Source organism: Acidimangrovimonas sediminis, assembly GCF_002871005.1.
In the GTDB taxonomy this organism is placed as follows: Bacteria; Pseudomonadota; Alphaproteobacteria; order Rhodobacterales; family Rhodobacteraceae; genus Acidimangrovimonas; species Acidimangrovimonas sediminis.
Window position 1 is genome coordinate 111,141 of the sequence record NZ_PHSN01000012.1, and the last position, 15,692, is coordinate 126,832.

At 68.9% G+C, this 15,692-nt stretch carries 15 protein-coding genes; 10 read left to right on the forward strand and 5 right to left on the reverse strand.

All coding sequences use genetic code 11. From position 1 onward, the window contains the following. The first annotated feature begins 41 nt into the window (after positions 1-41). From CVV76_RS11640 to CVV76_RS11650, 3 genes are read left to right on the forward strand one after another with little or no spacing between them, the layout of a single operon-like run. The gene (locus CVV76_RS11640) at positions 42-554 is read left to right on the forward strand and encodes a TRAP transporter small permease (protein ID WP_102224817.1); all 513 of its coding nucleotides are present in this window, start codon (positions 42-44) and stop codon (positions 552-554) included. After that, positions 554-1,867 carry a TRAP transporter large permease gene (locus CVV76_RS11645; protein WP_102224818.1) on the forward strand — a complete coding sequence of 438 codons (1,314 nt, stop codon included), beginning with the start codon at positions 554-556 and terminating at the stop codon, positions 1,865-1,867. Before CVV76_RS11640 ends, CVV76_RS11645 begins: the two co-directional genes overlap by 1 nt. A gap of 52 nt (positions 1,868-1,919) precedes the next feature. Further along, positions 1,920-2,618 (forward strand): hypothetical protein, encoded by a 699-nt coding sequence (locus CVV76_RS11650; protein ID WP_102224819.1) that lies wholly within the window; start codon positions 1,920-1,922, stop codon positions 2,616-2,618. A 6-nt stretch (positions 2,619-2,624) separates the two neighbouring features. Here the strand turns inward: CVV76_RS11650 and CVV76_RS11655 are convergent, their stop codons facing one another. Both CVV76_RS11655 and CVV76_RS11660 read right to left on the reverse strand, forming a co-directional pair. Beyond that, on the reverse strand, positions 2,625-3,551 hold the full coding sequence (locus CVV76_RS11655) for an NADP-dependent oxidoreductase (RefSeq protein ID WP_102224820.1): 927 nt from the start codon (positions 3,549-3,551) through the stop codon (positions 2,625-2,627). Further along, positions 3,548-4,318 (reverse strand): HpcH/HpaI aldolase family protein, encoded by a 771-nt coding sequence (locus CVV76_RS11660; RefSeq protein ID WP_102224976.1) that lies wholly within the window; start codon positions 4,316-4,318, stop codon positions 3,548-3,550. Before CVV76_RS11660 ends, CVV76_RS11655 begins: the two co-directional genes overlap by 4 nt. Positions 4,319-4,495: 177 nt before the next feature. On the opposite strand from CVV76_RS11660, the gene CVV76_RS11665 reads away from it, so the two are divergent. Continuing rightward, on the forward strand, positions 4,496-5,587 hold the full coding sequence (locus tag CVV76_RS11665) for an LLM class flavin-dependent oxidoreductase (RefSeq protein WP_102224821.1): 1,092 nt from the start codon (positions 4,496-4,498) through the stop codon (positions 5,585-5,587). Between the two features lie 18 nt (positions 5,588-5,605). Here CVV76_RS11665 and CVV76_RS11670 read toward each other — a convergent pair whose 3' ends face one another. Next, positions 5,606-6,988, reverse strand: a complete 1,383-nt coding sequence (locus CVV76_RS11670; protein ID WP_102224822.1) for an FAD-binding oxidoreductase — start codon at positions 6,986-6,988, stop codon at positions 5,606-5,608. A gap of 312 nt (positions 6,989-7,300) precedes the next feature. Between CVV76_RS11670 and CVV76_RS11675 the strand changes: the two genes are divergently transcribed. The 6 genes from CVV76_RS11675 (at position 7,301) to CVV76_RS11700 (ending at position 14,371) form a co-directional block, all read left to right on the forward strand. Then, positions 7,301-8,089, forward strand: a complete 789-nt coding sequence (locus tag CVV76_RS11675; protein WP_102224823.1) for a cyclase family protein — start codon at positions 7,301-7,303, stop codon at positions 8,087-8,089. Positions 8,090-8,103: 14 nt separating this feature from the next. After that, the gene (locus CVV76_RS11680) at positions 8,104-8,646 is read left to right on the forward strand and encodes a MarR family winged helix-turn-helix transcriptional regulator (RefSeq protein ID WP_102224824.1); all 543 of its coding nucleotides are present in this window, start codon (positions 8,104-8,106) and stop codon (positions 8,644-8,646) included. Positions 8,647-8,700: 54 nt separating this feature from the next. Beyond that, positions 8,701-10,854: a thiamine pyrophosphate-dependent enzyme gene (locus CVV76_RS11685; RefSeq protein WP_102224825.1), complete on the forward strand. Its 2,154-nt coding sequence runs from the start codon at positions 8,701-8,703 to the stop codon at positions 10,852-10,854. A gap of 1 nt (position 10,855) precedes the next feature. Further along, positions 10,856-12,457 carry an indolepyruvate oxidoreductase subunit beta family protein gene (locus tag CVV76_RS11690; RefSeq protein WP_102224826.1) on the forward strand — a complete coding sequence of 534 codons (1,602 nt, stop codon included), beginning with the start codon at positions 10,856-10,858 and terminating at the stop codon, positions 12,455-12,457. A gap of 142 nt (positions 12,458-12,599) precedes the next feature. Further along, positions 12,600-13,628, forward strand: coding sequence for a glycosyltransferase family 4 protein (locus tag CVV76_RS11695; protein ID WP_199178582.1), 1,029 nt, complete (start codon positions 12,600-12,602; stop codon positions 13,626-13,628). Beyond that, positions 13,625-14,371, forward strand: coding sequence for a polysaccharide deacetylase family protein (locus tag CVV76_RS11700; protein WP_102224828.1), 747 nt, complete (start codon positions 13,625-13,627; stop codon positions 14,369-14,371). Before CVV76_RS11695 ends, CVV76_RS11700 begins: the two co-directional genes overlap by 4 nt. Here CVV76_RS11700 and CVV76_RS11705 read toward each other — a convergent pair. Together CVV76_RS11705 and CVV76_RS11710 are read right to left on the reverse strand one after the other, a co-directional pair. Further along, complete coding sequence (locus tag CVV76_RS11705) at positions 14,361-15,191, reverse strand: MBL fold metallo-hydrolase (RefSeq protein WP_199178583.1); 831 nt, start codon at positions 15,189-15,191, stop codon at positions 14,361-14,363. The genes CVV76_RS11700 and CVV76_RS11705 overlap by 11 nt on opposite strands. A 1-nt stretch (position 15,192) precedes the next feature. Then, positions 15,193-15,657, reverse strand: coding sequence for a Crp/Fnr family transcriptional regulator (locus tag CVV76_RS11710; protein WP_102224829.1), 465 nt, complete (start codon positions 15,655-15,657; stop codon positions 15,193-15,195). Positions 15,658-15,692 lie beyond the last annotated feature (35 nt).

The following is a 15,692-nucleotide window of genomic DNA, read 5'->3' on the forward strand; positions in this document are numbered from 1 at the left end:
CCACCCGCGCCGGCCCTTCCCCCGCTTGAGAGAAGACCCCAATGGAAAAGTTCTTCGGCGCCGTCGGCTGGGCCAGCTGGTGCCTTGCCGCGATCACCAAGCTGATCCTCGCCGCAATCGTGATCGAGGTGGTCGCCGACGTGGCCCTGCGCAACCTCAACCTGCGCCCGATCGGCTGGGGCATCTCGGCGATCGAATACGGCCTCCTTTACGCCGCCTTCCTGCCCATGCCCTGGCTCGTGCACATCAAGGGCCACGTCTTCGTGGAATTCCTGCGCAAGGCCCTGCCCGAGGGCGGCCGCCGGGTGCTGGAACGCGTCGTCTACCTCGTCTGCGTGGGCCTGTGCGTCTACGTCACCTGGGTCTCGGCCGGGATGACGTGGGAGGCCTGGCAGACCGGATCCTACGAGACCAAGACCTTCGACATGCCGAACTGGGCGATCTACGCGCCGGTGTGCCTGGGGTTCCTGCTGTCGACGCTGGAATGGCTGCGCTTCCTCGTGGGGCAGGCCAGCCTCTACGACCTTGGCGTGCTGGAACGGGAGGGGCTGTGATGGACTGGCTCTATCCCTTCTCGCTGATGGTCGGGCTGATCCTCTTCTTCATGGGGGTCGGCCTGCCGGTGGCCTTCGCCTTCTTCGTCACCAACATCATCGCGCTTTTCCTGTTCTTCGGCGGCTCGGTCGGCGTGTCGCAGATGATTTCCAACTTCAGCGCGGCGGTGGGCACCTTCGCCCTGGCGCCACTGCCGCTGTTCCTGATCATGGGCAGCCTGTTCTTCCGCTCGGGGCTGGGCGACGGGGTGATGCACGCGCTCGACCTCTGCATCGGCAGCCTGCGCGCGCGGCTGTCCTACGTCGTGCTGGCGGCGGGGGCGGTGTTCTCCGCGCTGTCGGGATCGAGCCTTGCCAACACCGGGATGATGGGCTCGCTCATGGTGCCCGAGATGCTGAACCGCGGCTACAAGCCGAAGATGGCCTTCGGGCCGATCCTCGGCGCGGGCAGCCTTGCCGTCATCATCCCGCCCTCGTCGCTGGGGGTGCTTCTGGGCTCCCTCGCGCAGATCGACGTGGGTGCGCTGCTGATCGCGGGGGCGCTGCCGGGCCTTCTGCTGGCGTGCATGTTCGCCGGGCTGATCTTCGTCCAGACGCTGATCGACCCCGAGGCCGCGCCGCAATACGACATGGCGCCGGTGCCGCTTCTGGCCAAGATCAGGGCCGTCTCGGTCAACGTCGTGCCGATGGGGGTGATCATCTTCCTCGTCGTCGGCACCATCATCCTCGGGATCGCGACGCCCACGGAATCGGCGGCGCTGGGGTGCCTCGGGGTGGTGCTTCTGCTGTTTGCCTACCGCCGCTTCAGCTTCCGCCTGGTCTGGGACTCGCTCGACGACGCGATGAAGGTGACTGGAATGACCTTCCTGATCATCTCGGCCTCGACCACCTTCAGCCAGGTCTTCGCCTTCTCGGGCGCGTCGAACGGCTTCATCAATTACCTCTTGTCGATGAACCCCGGGCCGTACCTGTTCCTGTTCCTGATGGTGGTCACGGTGCTGATCCTCGGCGCCTTCATGGACCAGGTGTCGATGATGCTGATCACCCTGCCGCTCTTCATCCCGATCGCGCACACGATGCATTTCGATCCGGTCTGGTTCGGGCTGATCCTGCTCCTGTCCTACGAGGTGGGGTTCACCACGCCACCCTTCGGCCTGCTCCTCTTCGTCATGCTGGGGGTTGCGCCGCAGGGGACGACGCTGAAGACGGTGGCCTTCTCGGCGCTGCCCTTCATCGCCTGCACCCTGCTCTTGATCGTGCTGATCGTGGCCTTCCCCCAGATCGCGCTGTTCCTGCCCAACCTCTTCAACTGACGGCCATTCCGTGACCGGCCCCGACCTTTTCAACCGACCAGGAACCGACACAGTGCAGATCTGCTATCTCGCCTTCTTCGCCAATCCCGCCGATCCCGGCCTGCGCATCGCGGAGGCCGAGCTTGCGGCCCTGCGCGCCTGCCTTGCCGGGCTCAAGGGTCTCGACCGCGGGCATCTCTACACCCCGTCGGTCGCCAGCGACCGCTACAACGACGACGGCGCGCCGCCGGTCTTCGGCTTCCAGCTGTATTTCGACGACATCGCCGATATGGAGGCCGCGCTGCGCGAAGGCGGGGCGTTGCAGTCCTTCGTCACCGGAGGCGGGCTGGCGAGCCTCGACGGCACGGAGGCGTCGCATCAGGCGATGCTGGCGCGACCCTTCGCGGTGCCGGACCCGCAGCCGCCGGTGCCGGGCGCCTGCAGCTACCTCGTGCATTACCCCGGCCCGGCCGAAGACCTCTCGGCCTGGCTCGGCCATTACGTCGCGCATCACCCGCCGCTGATGGTGCGCTTTCCGGGGCTGAGGCAGCTTGAGATCCTGACCCGCCTCGACTGGATCGACGCCATGCCCTGGCCGCGGGTCGCGCACATGCAGCGCAACCGGATCCTCTTCGACAGCCCCGACGCGCTGACCGCTGCGCTGCAATCCCCGGTGCGCGAGGAAATGCGCGGCGATTACAACGTCTTCCCAGCCTACGAGGGCGGCAACAAGCATTTCCCGATGTTGACCGAGGTGGTGCGGCCACGCTGACGCGGCTTAGATCGCCAGCATCATCCGCCCGCCAAGACCCCGGCCCGCGCCGACAAGGCGCTGCGCCTCGGCCGCCCGGGACAGGGGCAAGGTGCCCGCGATCAGCGGGCGCAGCACGCCCCGCGCCGCAAGGTCGAGCATCGCCGCCACCGGCTCCCGCCGGTCAGAGATCATCGCGCGGGTGACCCGCACGCCATGCTCCGCCCCGCGGTCCTCGATCGGCTCTGCCACCAGCCAGACGAGGTGCGCGCCCCTGCGCAGCACCGGATAGGAGCGCGCATGCGTCTCGCCCCCCACGAGGTCGAAGACCACATCCATGTCGCGCAAGGTCCCGAAATCCTCGCGGTCATAGGCGATCACCCGGCTTGCGCCGAGGCCCTCGACCATCGCGGCGTGGGCGGCGCTGCAGGTGGCCGTGACCTCGGCCCCCAGATGGCGGCAAAGCTGGACGATCAGCCCGCCCACCGCGCCGGATCCGCCATGAATCAGCACCCGCATTCCGGCGGCGACATGCGCCACCTCGGCCACGCAGATCCAGGCGCTGAGCCCCGCGTTGACCAAGGCCGCCGCGTCGAGTGGCACCATTCCCGCGGGGATCGGCAGCAACTCCTCGGGCCGCGACAGGCGCAGGGTGGCATAGCTTCCCGGGCGCCCCTGCCCTGCCATCAGGCAGACCGCGTCGCCCGGCGCAAGGCCGGTGACGCCCGCGCCCACCGATTGCACCACGCCCGCACCGTCCCGGCCCGGGACCTTGGGAAAGTCGACCTCGAAGAACTGCCGGAGCGCACCCGCCCGCAGCTTGCAATCGAAGGGCGTGACCGAAGCGGCAGAGAGCGCCACCACCACCTCCCCCGGACCCGCGACCGGATCGGGCAGCGTCACCTCTTCCAACACCTCGGGCCCACCATAGGCGCCGTACTGGACCGCCCTCATTCCGCGCCGTCCGCGGTGGCGGCGATCTCGGCGGCATAGCTGCGCAACGCCGCGCCAAGGAACATCGCGTCCGACCCCACGATCAGGAAACTGACCCCCAGCGCGCGCGCCTCGGCCAGCCGGCTGGCGTCGGGGTAGAACAGGCCCGCCGCGCGCCCGGCGGCGCGGCAGCCCTGAAGGATCCGCGCGATGGCGGCGTCCAGCGTGGCCTTGCCTTCCGGCCCGAACGCGCCGAGCGAGACCGACAGATCCCCCGGCCCGATGAAGACCACGTCGATCCCCTCGACCGCGGCGATGGCGTCGATGTTGGCCAGCCCCTCGGCGGTTTCGACCTGAACGGCCAGCAGGATCTCGTCGTTCGCGCGGGCAAGGTAGGCGGCGATGTCGTAGCCATAGCCCGCCGCCCTGCCCGGCCCGGCACCGCGGGCGCCAAGCGGCGGATAGCGCACCGCCGCAACCGCGGCGCGGGCCTCGGCCTCGGTCGAGACGCGGGGCACCAGAACCCCCGCCGCGCCGGCATCCAGCGCCGCGGCGATCGCCTCCGGCCCGTGACCCGGGACCCGCACGATGGCCGGACAGGCGGCCACCTCGGCGGCGCGCAGAAGGTCCTCGATCCGGCCGCGCGAGATCTGCGCATGCTCCCAGTCGAGGCACAGGAACTCCACCCCCGCCCGTGCCGTCACCTCGACGGCGACGGGATGCGGAATGCCGATGAAGGTGCCGCAAAGTCTTTCACCCGCCCGGGCGCGCGCACGGAAATCACGCATCGAGATCACGCATCGGTGCCTCCTTTCGCTCTGCCGTCAGGATTGCGGGAAATTGTTTCATGCTTCAAGCAATTTTTGCTTGAAGACGGCGGTGAAGTCTTTCTAATCGCAAGGGCATCCCGCCGGCGCGCACAGGCCCCGGAGGGTCCGGTCTGCCCAGAGAGAGGAGCCCACGCCATGACCCTTCCCCACCCGCTGCGCAACGGCAACCGCCTGAAACTGGGCGTCTTCTCGATGAACGCCGACGGCGGCCTCGCGATCACCGCGGTGCCCGAACGCTGGGGGGCAAGCTGGGACGACAACCGTAACGCCGCGCAGATCGCCGACCGCGCGGGTCTGGAATTCCTGCTGCCGATCGCCCGCTGGAAGGGCTTCGGCGGCCAGACCAACGCCCGCGAATGGTCGTATGAGACCTTCACCTGGGCCGCGGGCCTTGCCGCGGTGACGGAGCGGATCGCGCTTTTCTCCACGGTCCACGTGCCGGTGGTGCATCCGCTTTACGCCGCGAAGGCGCTGGCGACGGTGGATCATATCTCGAAGGGGCGCGCCGGCCTCAACATCGTCTGCGGCTGGAACCCGGCCGAATTCGCGATGTTCGGCGTGGCACTGGCCGAGAAGGGCTACGATCAGGCCGCCGAGTGGCTGGAGATCATGGAGCGCTGCTATACCAGTGCCGAGCCCTTCGATTTCGACGGCACCTTCTACCACCTGAAGAACGTGATCAGCCGACCTGCCAGCCTGCAGACCCCCCGCCCGGTGACGATGAACGCGGCCTTCGGGGGGCCCGGCCGGGCCTTTGCCGCCGAGAATTGCGACTACCTGTTCACCACCTTCTCCGAGATCGAGGACGGCGGCCGCCATGTCACCGAGATGAAGGAGAAGGCGCAGGTCCGGGGCCGCGACATCGGCCTTTACACCGTCTGCCACGTGGTCTGCCGCGAGACGCAGGAGGAGGCTGAGGCCTATTACCGGCGCTATGCGCTGGATCAGGCCGACCACGCCGCGGTCGACACACACATGGCGGGGAAGAAGGAGTTCTCCTCCTCGCACGACAGCGCGGCCTACGACCGCTACCGCCAGCGTTTCGCGGGCGGCGCGGGAACATATCCGCTGGTCGGCACGCCCGAACATATCGCCGGGGAGATGGCGAAGATCAGTGCGCAGGGCTACGAGGGGATCGCGCTGTCCTTCGTCAACTACACGCACGAACTGCCGTTCTTCTGCGACCGGGTGCTGCCGCTTCTGCGCGAGGCGGGGCTGCGCGGCTGACCCCGCCCCCGCCCCAGCTCAGAGAACCTTGCCCGGGTTGAGGATGCCCTGCGGATCCATCGCCACCTTCAGCCGCCGCATCAACGCCAGCTCCTCGGGCGTGCGGGAGTAGCCCAGGTAGCCGCGCTTGATCACCCCGATGCCATGCTCGGCCGAGACGGTGCCCCCCGCCGCACGGATCACGCCATACACGTAATCGGCCACCGCCTTGGTCGGCTGGTCCTGCCCGGCCGAGGGGATATTGACGACGAGGTGCAGGTTGCTGTCGCCGATATGGCCGTAGGACAGCGCGATCGCATCGGGCCAGCGTGCCTTCAGCCCCGCCTCGGCCTCGGCCACCACCTTGCCGGCCAGCGCCGTGGGCACGCCGACGTCGAAGGGGGTGAGCGGGCCCATCACGCTGCTGTAATGCGCGGGGCTTTCGCGCACCGCCCAGAGGTCGGCCGCCTCGCGTTCCGATTTCGACAGCACCGCGTTCTCGAGAATGCCGTCTTCCAGCGCGGCGCCCAGTACCTCCTCCAGCGCCTCCGAGGCCTGCCGGTCGCCAAGGCCGCTGGCCTCGATCAGCACGTAGATGCCATGGTCCGACCCCAGCGGACGCGGCAGGTTCAGACTTTTCGACATGAAGTCGTAGAAGCTGGGCCACATCAGCTCGAACGAGGTCAGCTCCGTCCCCAGACCTGCGCGCGCGGCCTTGAGAAGCGTCAGCACCGCGTCGAAATCCCTCAGCCCGCAAAGCGCGGACACGGCGGGCCCCGGCGCCGGTTGCAGCCGCAGAACGGCGCGGGTGATGATCCCCAGCGTGCCCTCGGAGCCTATGAACATCTGCTTGAGGTCGTAGCCCGCGTTGTTCTTCAGCATCTTGTTCAGGCTGGACACCACGGTGCCGTCGGCCAGCACCACCTCCAGGCCCAGCACATGCTCGCGTGCCATGCCGTAGCGGATCACCCGGTTGCCGCCGGCATTGGTGGCAAGGTTGCCGCCGACCGAACACGACCCCCGCGCACCGAGGTCGAGGCCAAGGAACAGCCCCGCATCGCGCGCGGCCTCCTGCGCGACCGACAGCACGCACCCCGCGCCCACGGTCATCGTGCTCATGGCGGTGTCGATCTCCTCGATGGCGGCCATCCGCTCCAGCGACAGCGCCACGCAGCCCGCGACCGGATGCGCCCCGCCCGACAGGCCGGTGAGGCCGCCCTGCGGCACCATCGGTACGCCATGCTCGGCACACAGGCGCACCGCGGCGGCGCAATCCTCGGTGGTGCGGGGCCGGACCAGCGCCAGCGGACGAACCGGTGGAAGGCCGCTCCAGTCCGACCAGGCGCGTTCGGGCACCGCCGCGCCCGTGACCACGAGGTCGGGGCCGAGCGTTCGCTCCAGCAGGGCTGCGAAATCCGTCATGGCGTGCTCCTCATGTGGTGCCGCCCGTGCGGCCCGTCTTTGGCCCGTCGGTGGCCGCAGGCGGTCAGTGGGCGTCCTATCCATCCATTTGCATGTATCTGCCCCGTAGCAGAAGCGAATCCCCCCGGGCCGGGACAACCCGCGCCTGATTCGGCGGCAAAGCGTCCAGGAAGACTACTTGAAGCTTAAAATTTATCCAGTCGCGGGACGGGCTTGGCACCCGATACCCCCCGTCGCGCGCGAAATCCTTGCAAACGCATATTCCCCGGCCCTAGCATTTCGCCATCAGGGACAAACTTCCGGAGGTGGATGATGAGCGGAACAGACACGTTGGCGGATCTCGCCGGGCTTCTTCTCAGCGGCAAGGTCAAGGTCGTCGACCTGGCTGCGGTGCTGGGGCCCAAGACCCCGCTTCTGAAGCTGCCTCCGGAGCTGGCGGTCGATACCCCGCCGATCGAGATCCACACGATCTCGGCCTATGACAAGAACGGGCCGTTCTGGGCCTGGAACTGGCTCAAGGTGGGCGAGCATTCGGGAACTCATTTCGACGCGCCGCACCACTGGATCACCGGCAAGGATCATCCCGACGGGTCGACCGACACGATCCCCGCGCAAAGCTTCGTGGCGCCCGCGAACGTCATCGACTGCTCGGCCGAGGCCGAGGCCGATCACGACTTCCTGCTGACCGCCGACATGGTGAAGGCCTGGGAGGCCAAGCATGGCGAGATCCAGCCCGGCGAATGGGTTCTGATGCGCACCGACTGGTACAAGCGCAACGGCGACGAGGCGGCCTATCTGAACGCCGACGAGAACGGCCCCCACACCCCGGGGCCGACCGCGGATTGCATCGAATACATCCTGTCGAAGGGCGCGATCGGCTGGGGCACGGAATGCGTCGGCACCGACGCGGGCCTTGCCGGCGGGATGGAACCGCCCTTCCCCGCGCATAACCTGATGCACAAGAACAACCGCTACGGCCTTGCCAGCCTCTGCTATCTGGAGAAGCTGCCGCCGAAGGGCGCGATCCTGATCGCGGCGCCGCTGAAGATCGAGCACGGCACCGGCAGCCCCTGCCGCGTGCTGGCGCTGGTCGCCGACTGACGGGAGGTGCCGCGATGACCCGGCCCGCGCCGCGCGACGATATCGAAGACCCCGCCGAGGGCGCCTCTGGCCCCGCCGCGCTGGCGCCTTCGGTCGCGGCCGGGCCGGTGCATGCCATCGGCGAGATCGGGCTGCAGCAATTCGCGCCCTACCTGATGAACCGCATCATGGGCCGCTACAACGCGACCCTGCGCGACACGCTGAAACAGCATGGCGTCACCACCGCGCAGATGCGCGCGCTGGCCGTGCTGGCCGCGCTGAACGGGCCCACACTGAACGAGCTGGCGGTCTACAGCGTGTTCGAGCAATCGACGATGAGCCGCACGCTCGACACCATGGCCGCCGCCGGCTGGGTCCGGCGCGAGGCCAGCGACAGCGACAACCGGGTGCGCCGGATCTACCTGACCGACGCCGGGCGCGCCCTGTTCGAAACCCTCTGGCCGACGATGTGGGAGGCGTTCAGCGCCATGTTCCGCGGCGTCGGCGATAGCGAATACGCGACGTTCCTGTCCGTGCTGCACCGCATGCTGCGCAACGTCCGCCACCACGAATTCTAAGGGCGACCCGGCGGCCCCCGTGCCGCCCCTCGCTGCATCTCAGGGAGACCCGCCATGGCCGAACGGTCCTTCGCCAAGGAAGTGCAGAAACTCCGTCTCGGGGACGGAGAGGAATTCTCGGGCGAGGGGATCCTCGCCATCACCAAGGCGCTTCTGGAATGCGGCGTGGGCTATGTCGGCGGCTACCAGGGCGCGCCGATCAGCCACCTGATGGACGTGCTTGCCGATGCGCAGGACATCCTGGGCGAACTTGGCGTGCATTTTGAGGCCTCGGCGTCCGAGGCGACGGCCACGGCGATGCTGGCCGCCTCGGTCCACTACCCGATCCGCGGCGCCGCGACGTTCAAGTCGACGGTGGGCACCAACGTGGCCTCGGACGCTCTGGCCAACCTCGCCTCGGGCGGGGTCACCGGCGGCGCGCTGATCATCGTCGGCGAGGATTACGGCGAGGGCTCGTCGATCATGCAGGAGCGCAGCCACGCCTTCGCGATGAAAAGCCAGGTCTGGCTGCTCGACCCGCGGCCCGACCTTCCGACCATCGTGAAGACCGTGCGCAACGGGTTCGAGCTGTCGGAGGCGTCGAACACGCCGGTGATGATGCAGGTCAGGATCCGCTGCTGCCATGTCCACGGCAGCTTCGAGACGCGCGACAACGTGCGCCCGTCGATGACCGTGGCCGATGCGCTGGACAAGCCCCTGCGCGACACCAACCGCATCGTGCTGCCGCCCGCGTCGTTCCTGCACGAGCACGAGAAGATCAAGGCCCGCTGGCCCGCCGCGGTCGACTACATCCGCAAGAACAAGGTCAACGAATTCTTCGGCGCCAAGTCCGGCAAGATCGGCATCGTCATGCAGGGCGGCATGTACAACGGCGTGATCCGCGCGCTGCAACGGCTGGGCCTCGCCGACATCTACGGCGAGACCGAGGTGCCGATGTATGTCCTCAACGCCGTCTACCCGCTGGTGGACGAGGAGTTCCTCGACTTCGCCCGCGACAAGGATGCGGTGCTGGTGGTCGAGGAGGGTCAGCCGAACTACATCGAACAGGCCTTCGGTGCGATGCTTTACCGCTCCGGCGCGACGGTGAAGCTGGCGGGCAAGGATTACCTGCCGATGGCCGGGGAATACACCGGACAGGTCATGCTGGACAGTATCGGGAATTTCATCCGCGACTTCGCCGGCGACATGCTGCCCGACACGGTGCGCGCCCCGAATGTCGAGGCGCCGGTGATCGACGTGCCGAACCTTGCCGCCAACGTGCCGGGCCGGCCGCCGGGCTTCTGCGTCGGCTGCCCCGAACGCCCGATCTTTGCCGCGACCAAGCTGGTGGAGGAGGAGCTGGGTCAGCACCACATCGCCTCGGACATCGGCTGTCACCTGTTCTCGATCATGCCGCCCTTTGAACTGGGGGCGACGACCATGGGCTACGGCCTCGGGCCCGCTTCCGCCTCGGCCTTCAACGCGCCGGACGCAAAGCGCCGCTCGATCTCCTTCGTCGGGGATGGCGGGTTCTGGCACAACGGCCTGACCTCGTCGATCGGCAACGCGGTGTTCAACCAGAACGACGGCGTCATCGTCATCGTCGACAACTTCTATTCCTCGGCCACAGGCGGGCAGGACATCCTGTCCTCGCGCGCCGACAACAAGACCAAGTCGACCAAACACCCGATCACTGCCGCGGTAAAGGGCATGGGCGCGACATGGGTCCGGCAGGTCGACCGCACCTACGACGTGGGCAAGATGCAGGCCACGCTGAAGGAGGCGCTGACCACAAAGGAGAAAGGCCCGAAGGTCATCGTGGCCTCGTCCGAATGCATGCTGAACCGCCAGCGGCGCGAGAAGCCGATCGTCGCCAAGGCCATCGCCGACGGCAAGCGCGCCGTCAAACCCCGCTTCGGCGTGGACGAGGACGTCTGCACCGGCGACCACGCCTGCATGCGGCTTTCGGGCTGCCCCTCGCTTTCCGTCAAGACGCTGGACGATCCCCTGCGCGACGATCCGGTCGCGGCGATCGACCAAAATTGCGTGGGCTGCGGCAATTGCGGCGAGGTGGCCGAGGCGGCGGTGCTCTGCCCGTCCTTCTACCGCGCCGACACGATCCACAATCCCACCGGCGCCGAGAAATTCGCCGACCGGATGCGCCGCCGCGCCATCGGCTGGCTGCAATCGCGCCGTGCCGAAAAACGCCTGAACTTCGCGGAGGTCTGAGATGAACGCCCCCCTTTCGCCCCCCGCCCCTTCGCCGAAAGACACCGCCGCAGAGGACCGCATCATCTCCATCGCCACGCTGGCGGTGGGGGGTCAGGGCGGCGGCGTGCTGACCAACTGGATCATCGACGTGGCAGAGCGCAACGGCTTCCGCGCGCAATCGACCTCGGTCGCGGGGGTGGCGCAGCGCACGGGCGCCACGATCTACTATGTCGAGATGTGCCCCGACCGGGGCCGCCAGCCGGTGTTCTCGCTCTCGCCCGCGCAGGGCGACGTCGACGTGCTGATCGCAGCCGAGCTGATGGAGGCGGGCCGTGCCATCCTGCGCGGCTTCGTCACGCCGGACCGCACCACCCTGATCGCGTCGGATCACCGCATCGCCGCGGTATCGGAAAAGATCGTTCCCGGCGACGGGCGCGCCGACGGGGCAGAGGTGAAATCTGCAGCCCTCAAGGCCGCGCGCAACTTCGTCTGCTTCGACATGGAGAAGATGGCGGTGGAGGCGGGCTCGGTCATCTCGTCGTCGCTCTTCGGGGCGCTGGCGGGCTCGGGCGTGCTGCCCTTTCCGCGCGAAAGCTTCGAGGCGACGATCGAGGCCTCTGGCCGCGGCGCCAAGGCAAGCCTGCGCGCCTTCGGCCTGGCTTATGACAAGGCCGCGGCCGACCGCGCGGCACTGGCCGCGGGGGGCGAGCCGCCGATCCTGAAACCCGTGGCCGCGCCGGTGCGTGGGCCGAAACCCGCCCCCACCGGGGACGCCGGGCAGCTGGGGCAGTGGCAGGCCCTCGTCCAGCGCGCCGAGGCCCTGCCCGAACCGGTGTGCGAGATGGCGATGGCCGGGCTGCGCAAAACCGTCGATTATCAGGATGCGGCCTATGGCGGCGAATACCTCGACCGCCTCGATGCCGCACTGAAGATCGACACGGGCGAGCGCCGCGACTTCTCGATCGCGGCGGCGAAATACATCGCGAATGCCATGTGTTACGACGACATCGTGCGCGTGGCCGACCTCAAGACCCGCGCCAGCCGCCTAGCCCGGGTTCGGACCGAAGTAGGCGCGGGCGAGGCGACCGTGCTTCAGGTGACCGAATATTTTCACCCCCGGATCGAGGAGGTCTGCGCCTCGCTTCCCGCGGGTCTGGGCGGCTGGATCGAGGCCCGGCCGGGGCTGGCGCGCTGGCTTGACGGCTTCATCAACAAGGGCCGGCGGATCCGCACTGACAGCCTGAGAGGGTTCCTGATGCTGTGGGTCGTGGCCGGGATGCGCCCACGCCGCCGCGGCATGCTGCGCCACGGCGCCGAGATGGCGCATCTCGACGCGTGGTATGCCCTCGCAGCCGCCCGGGTGGAAAGCGACTATGCGCTGGCGGTGGAGATCCTGCGCTGCCGCCGGCTGATCAAGGGCTACAGCGACACCCACGCCCGGGGCCTGTCGAAATACGACCGGGTGCTGGGAGCCCTACCGATGATCGAGGGGCGCGCGGATGCCGCCGACTGGTTGCGCCGCCTGCGCGAGGCCGCGCTGAAGGACGAGAAGGGGGTGGAGCTGGACGGCGCGCTGAAGACCATCGCCTCCTTCGCCCTGCCCGAGACGGCATCCGCCTGAACGCCGGCACGGCATAGTGGGACAGCGGCACGGGCGCGATTGACAGTGCGCCCGTGCCGCCGCTACCTCATCGGCGATGGACATCGGCTTTTACGCACCGCTCAAGTCGCCCGCGCATCCCGTCCCTTCAGGCGATCGGCTGATGGCGCGCCAACTGGTGGCCGCGCTTGAGGGCAAGGGCCACCGGGTGCGCGAGATGTCCACCCTTCGCGCCTTCTCGCGCGACAATTACGCCGATGCGCTCGACCATCTGCACACCCTTGCAGGGGCCGAGGTCGCCCGCCTGACCGAAGCCTGGCGCCAGACCGCCCCGCCCCGGCTGTGGCTGACCTATCACCCCTATTACAAGGCGCCCGACCTGATCGGTCCGGTCCTCTGCCGCCGCTTTGGCCTGCCTTACGTCACGGTCGAGACCTCGCATTCACCGCGTCGCGACGGCCAGGGCTGGGCCGGCTGGCAGGCCGAGGTTCTGGCCGGGATCGACCTTGCCGCCGTGAACATCTGCCTGACCGGGCGCGACCGGCAGGGGATCCTTGCCGCCCGGCCCGGGGCGCGCGTCGCCGAGCTGCCGCCCTTCCTCGACCCCGGGCCCTTCGCCCTGGTGCAGGCCCGTCCGGGCGACAGCCGCACGCTTGCCGTGGTCGCGATGATGCGGCCGGGCGACAAGCTGGAAAGCTACCGCCGCCTCGCCGCCGCGCTGTCGGGCCTCACCGGCGACTGGCGGCTGGCGATCGTGGGCGACGGGCCAGAGCGTGCCGCGGTCGACGCTCTCTTCGCCGGGATCCCCCTGCCCCGGATCGAATGGTGCGGGCAATTGCCGCCCGAGGCGGTGGCCCGGGTCCTGTCGCGCGCGGCCCTCCTCGTCTGGCCCGGCTGCGGAGAGGCCTATGGCCTGGCCTATCTCGAGGCGCAATGCGCGGGGCTTCCGGTGGTGGCCGAGGCAACCGCCGGGGTGCCCGACGTCGTGGCAGAGGGGCGCACCGGCCTTCTGGTGCCCGAGGGCGACACCGCCGCCCTGACCGCAGCCCTTGCCCGGCTGCTGGACGATCCTGCGCTGCGCGACCGGATGGGCGCGGCCGCGCGCGACTTCGTCCTGGGCGAACGCTCGGCCGCGCGGGCGGGCGAGAGGCTTGACGCGATCCTCGCCGGATGTCTCAAGGGGGCGGCATGAGCGATACACATGACCCCTTCGCGCCGCTGCGCGCGGCCCTCGACCGCCGGGCGGACACCGGTGTTCCCGCGCGCTTCTGGCTGCGCGACGACGACGCCGTGACGCCGGGCGCGGCGCTCGACCAGCTGCTGGCGCTGGGGGCCGAGGCCGCGGTGCCGCTGACCCTTGCCGTCATCCCGCGCGATACCGGCGCACCGCTGGCAGCCCGGCTGGCGGGCGCGCCGCAGCTGCGCGTCGCGGTGCACGGCTGGGCGCATGAGAACCACGCCCCCCCCGGCGAGAAGAAGCAGGAACTGGGCCCGCACCGGCCCGCCGGGGAGACCACCGCAGAACTGACCCAGGGGTTGGAAAAGCTGCGCGACATCTATGGCGCGCGCTGCCTGCCGATGCTGGTGCCGCCGTGGAACCGGATCGACCGCGCCCTGCTGCCGGCGCTGGCAGAGGCCGGGTTCCGCACGCTGTCGGTCTTCGGGCCCGAACGCCCCGGCCCGCTGACCGAGATGAACACCCATGTCGACCTGATCGACTGGCACGGCACCCGCGGCGGCCGTCCCGCCGCGGCGCTGGTGGCCGAAATCGTCGCACGCATGGACCGGATGGGGCCAGAGGGCACGATGGGTTTCCTCACCCACCACCTTGTCCACGACGCCGCGGCCTGGGCGTTCATCGAGGCGTTATTCGCCGCCACTGCAGCCCATCCCGGCTGTGTCTGGATCGACCCGGGGGCGGCAGCTACAGGCTGATCTCCTGCCCGTCGAACGCGCAGAACGCCCCCGGCAGCAGGGCCTGGGCCGCGCGCTCGATCTCGTCGACCTGATCGTCCGTGCGGAAGGGCGCGTGGTGGATCAGCCCGACCCGCGCCACCCCGGCGGCACTGGCCAGCCGCACCGCCTGCTGCCATGTCGAATGGCCGAACTTGCGCTTCTTCGGCAGCTCCGCGTCGGTGTAGCAGGCGTCGTAGAAGAACAGGTCCACCCCGTCGATCAGCGCCAGCACGTTGGCGTCCAGCACGCCTTCCTCATGCTCGGTATCGGTAATGATCGCCGCCGAGCGGCCGCCGTACTCCACGCGATAGCCGGTCGCGCCACCGGGATGGTTCAGCGGGGCGGTCCGTATCATGATGCCGCCGCCCAGATCTATCGTGTCGCCGGGCGTGAAGTCGTGATAGCCCAGATGCGCCTTGCAGGCGTCGCGGGTCACCGGGAACCACGGTGCCGAGAAGATCCCGTCGACGATCGCCTCGCTGCCCATGTGACCCGGGGCCGTGCCCGACCAGATCTGCAGCGCGCGCCGGGCGTCGTAGAGCGGGGCGAAGAACGGCAGGCCGATCACATGGTCGTAGTGCGAATGGGTGAAGAACAGATCCGCCTGCCCACTGCTCCGCGCCTCGAGCCAGGGCCCCGCGCGCAGGATGCCCGTGCCCGCGTCGAACACCAGCGGGCGGTCGCCGCAGACCATCCCGATGCACATGGTTCCGCCGCCGTAGCGCACGTATTCCGGCCCCGAGACGGGCAGGCTGCCGCGCGCGCCGAAGACCGTGATGTCGAAGGTGCCGGCGGTCACGTCAGACGCGCCCCAGCGCCTGCTCGGCCTTCAACCGCGTCAGTTCCGCCGTGGTCTTGCTCAGCCGGTCGGCCAGCACCCGGATGACCTGCTCGGCCATCTCGGGCGAATCGTGCAGCAGCTTGAGAAACGGATCCTTGCCGATCCTGAGAACTTCGCTCGGCGTCACCGCGCGGACCGTCGCGGTCCGGGCCACGCCGCAGAGGATCGAGATCTCGCCCACCAGCGAATTCGGACCAAGCTCCACCAGCCGGACGTCCTTTCCGGTCCGCTCGGCCAGGATCTCCAGGCGTCCGGTCAGGATCACATAGGCGGCCTCGCCCGAGTCGCCATGGTGAAACAGCGCTTCGCCCACGCCGAGGGACAGCCGCTCGGAGGTGAACGCCAGAAGTTTCAGCGCACCGGGCGTCGCCCCCGAAAACAGAGGGATACGCTTGAGCAGCAAGGCCTCGTCATTCAGCGTCATGTTCGTCTCTTTTACGTTCTCGCGCCTTTTTCCCG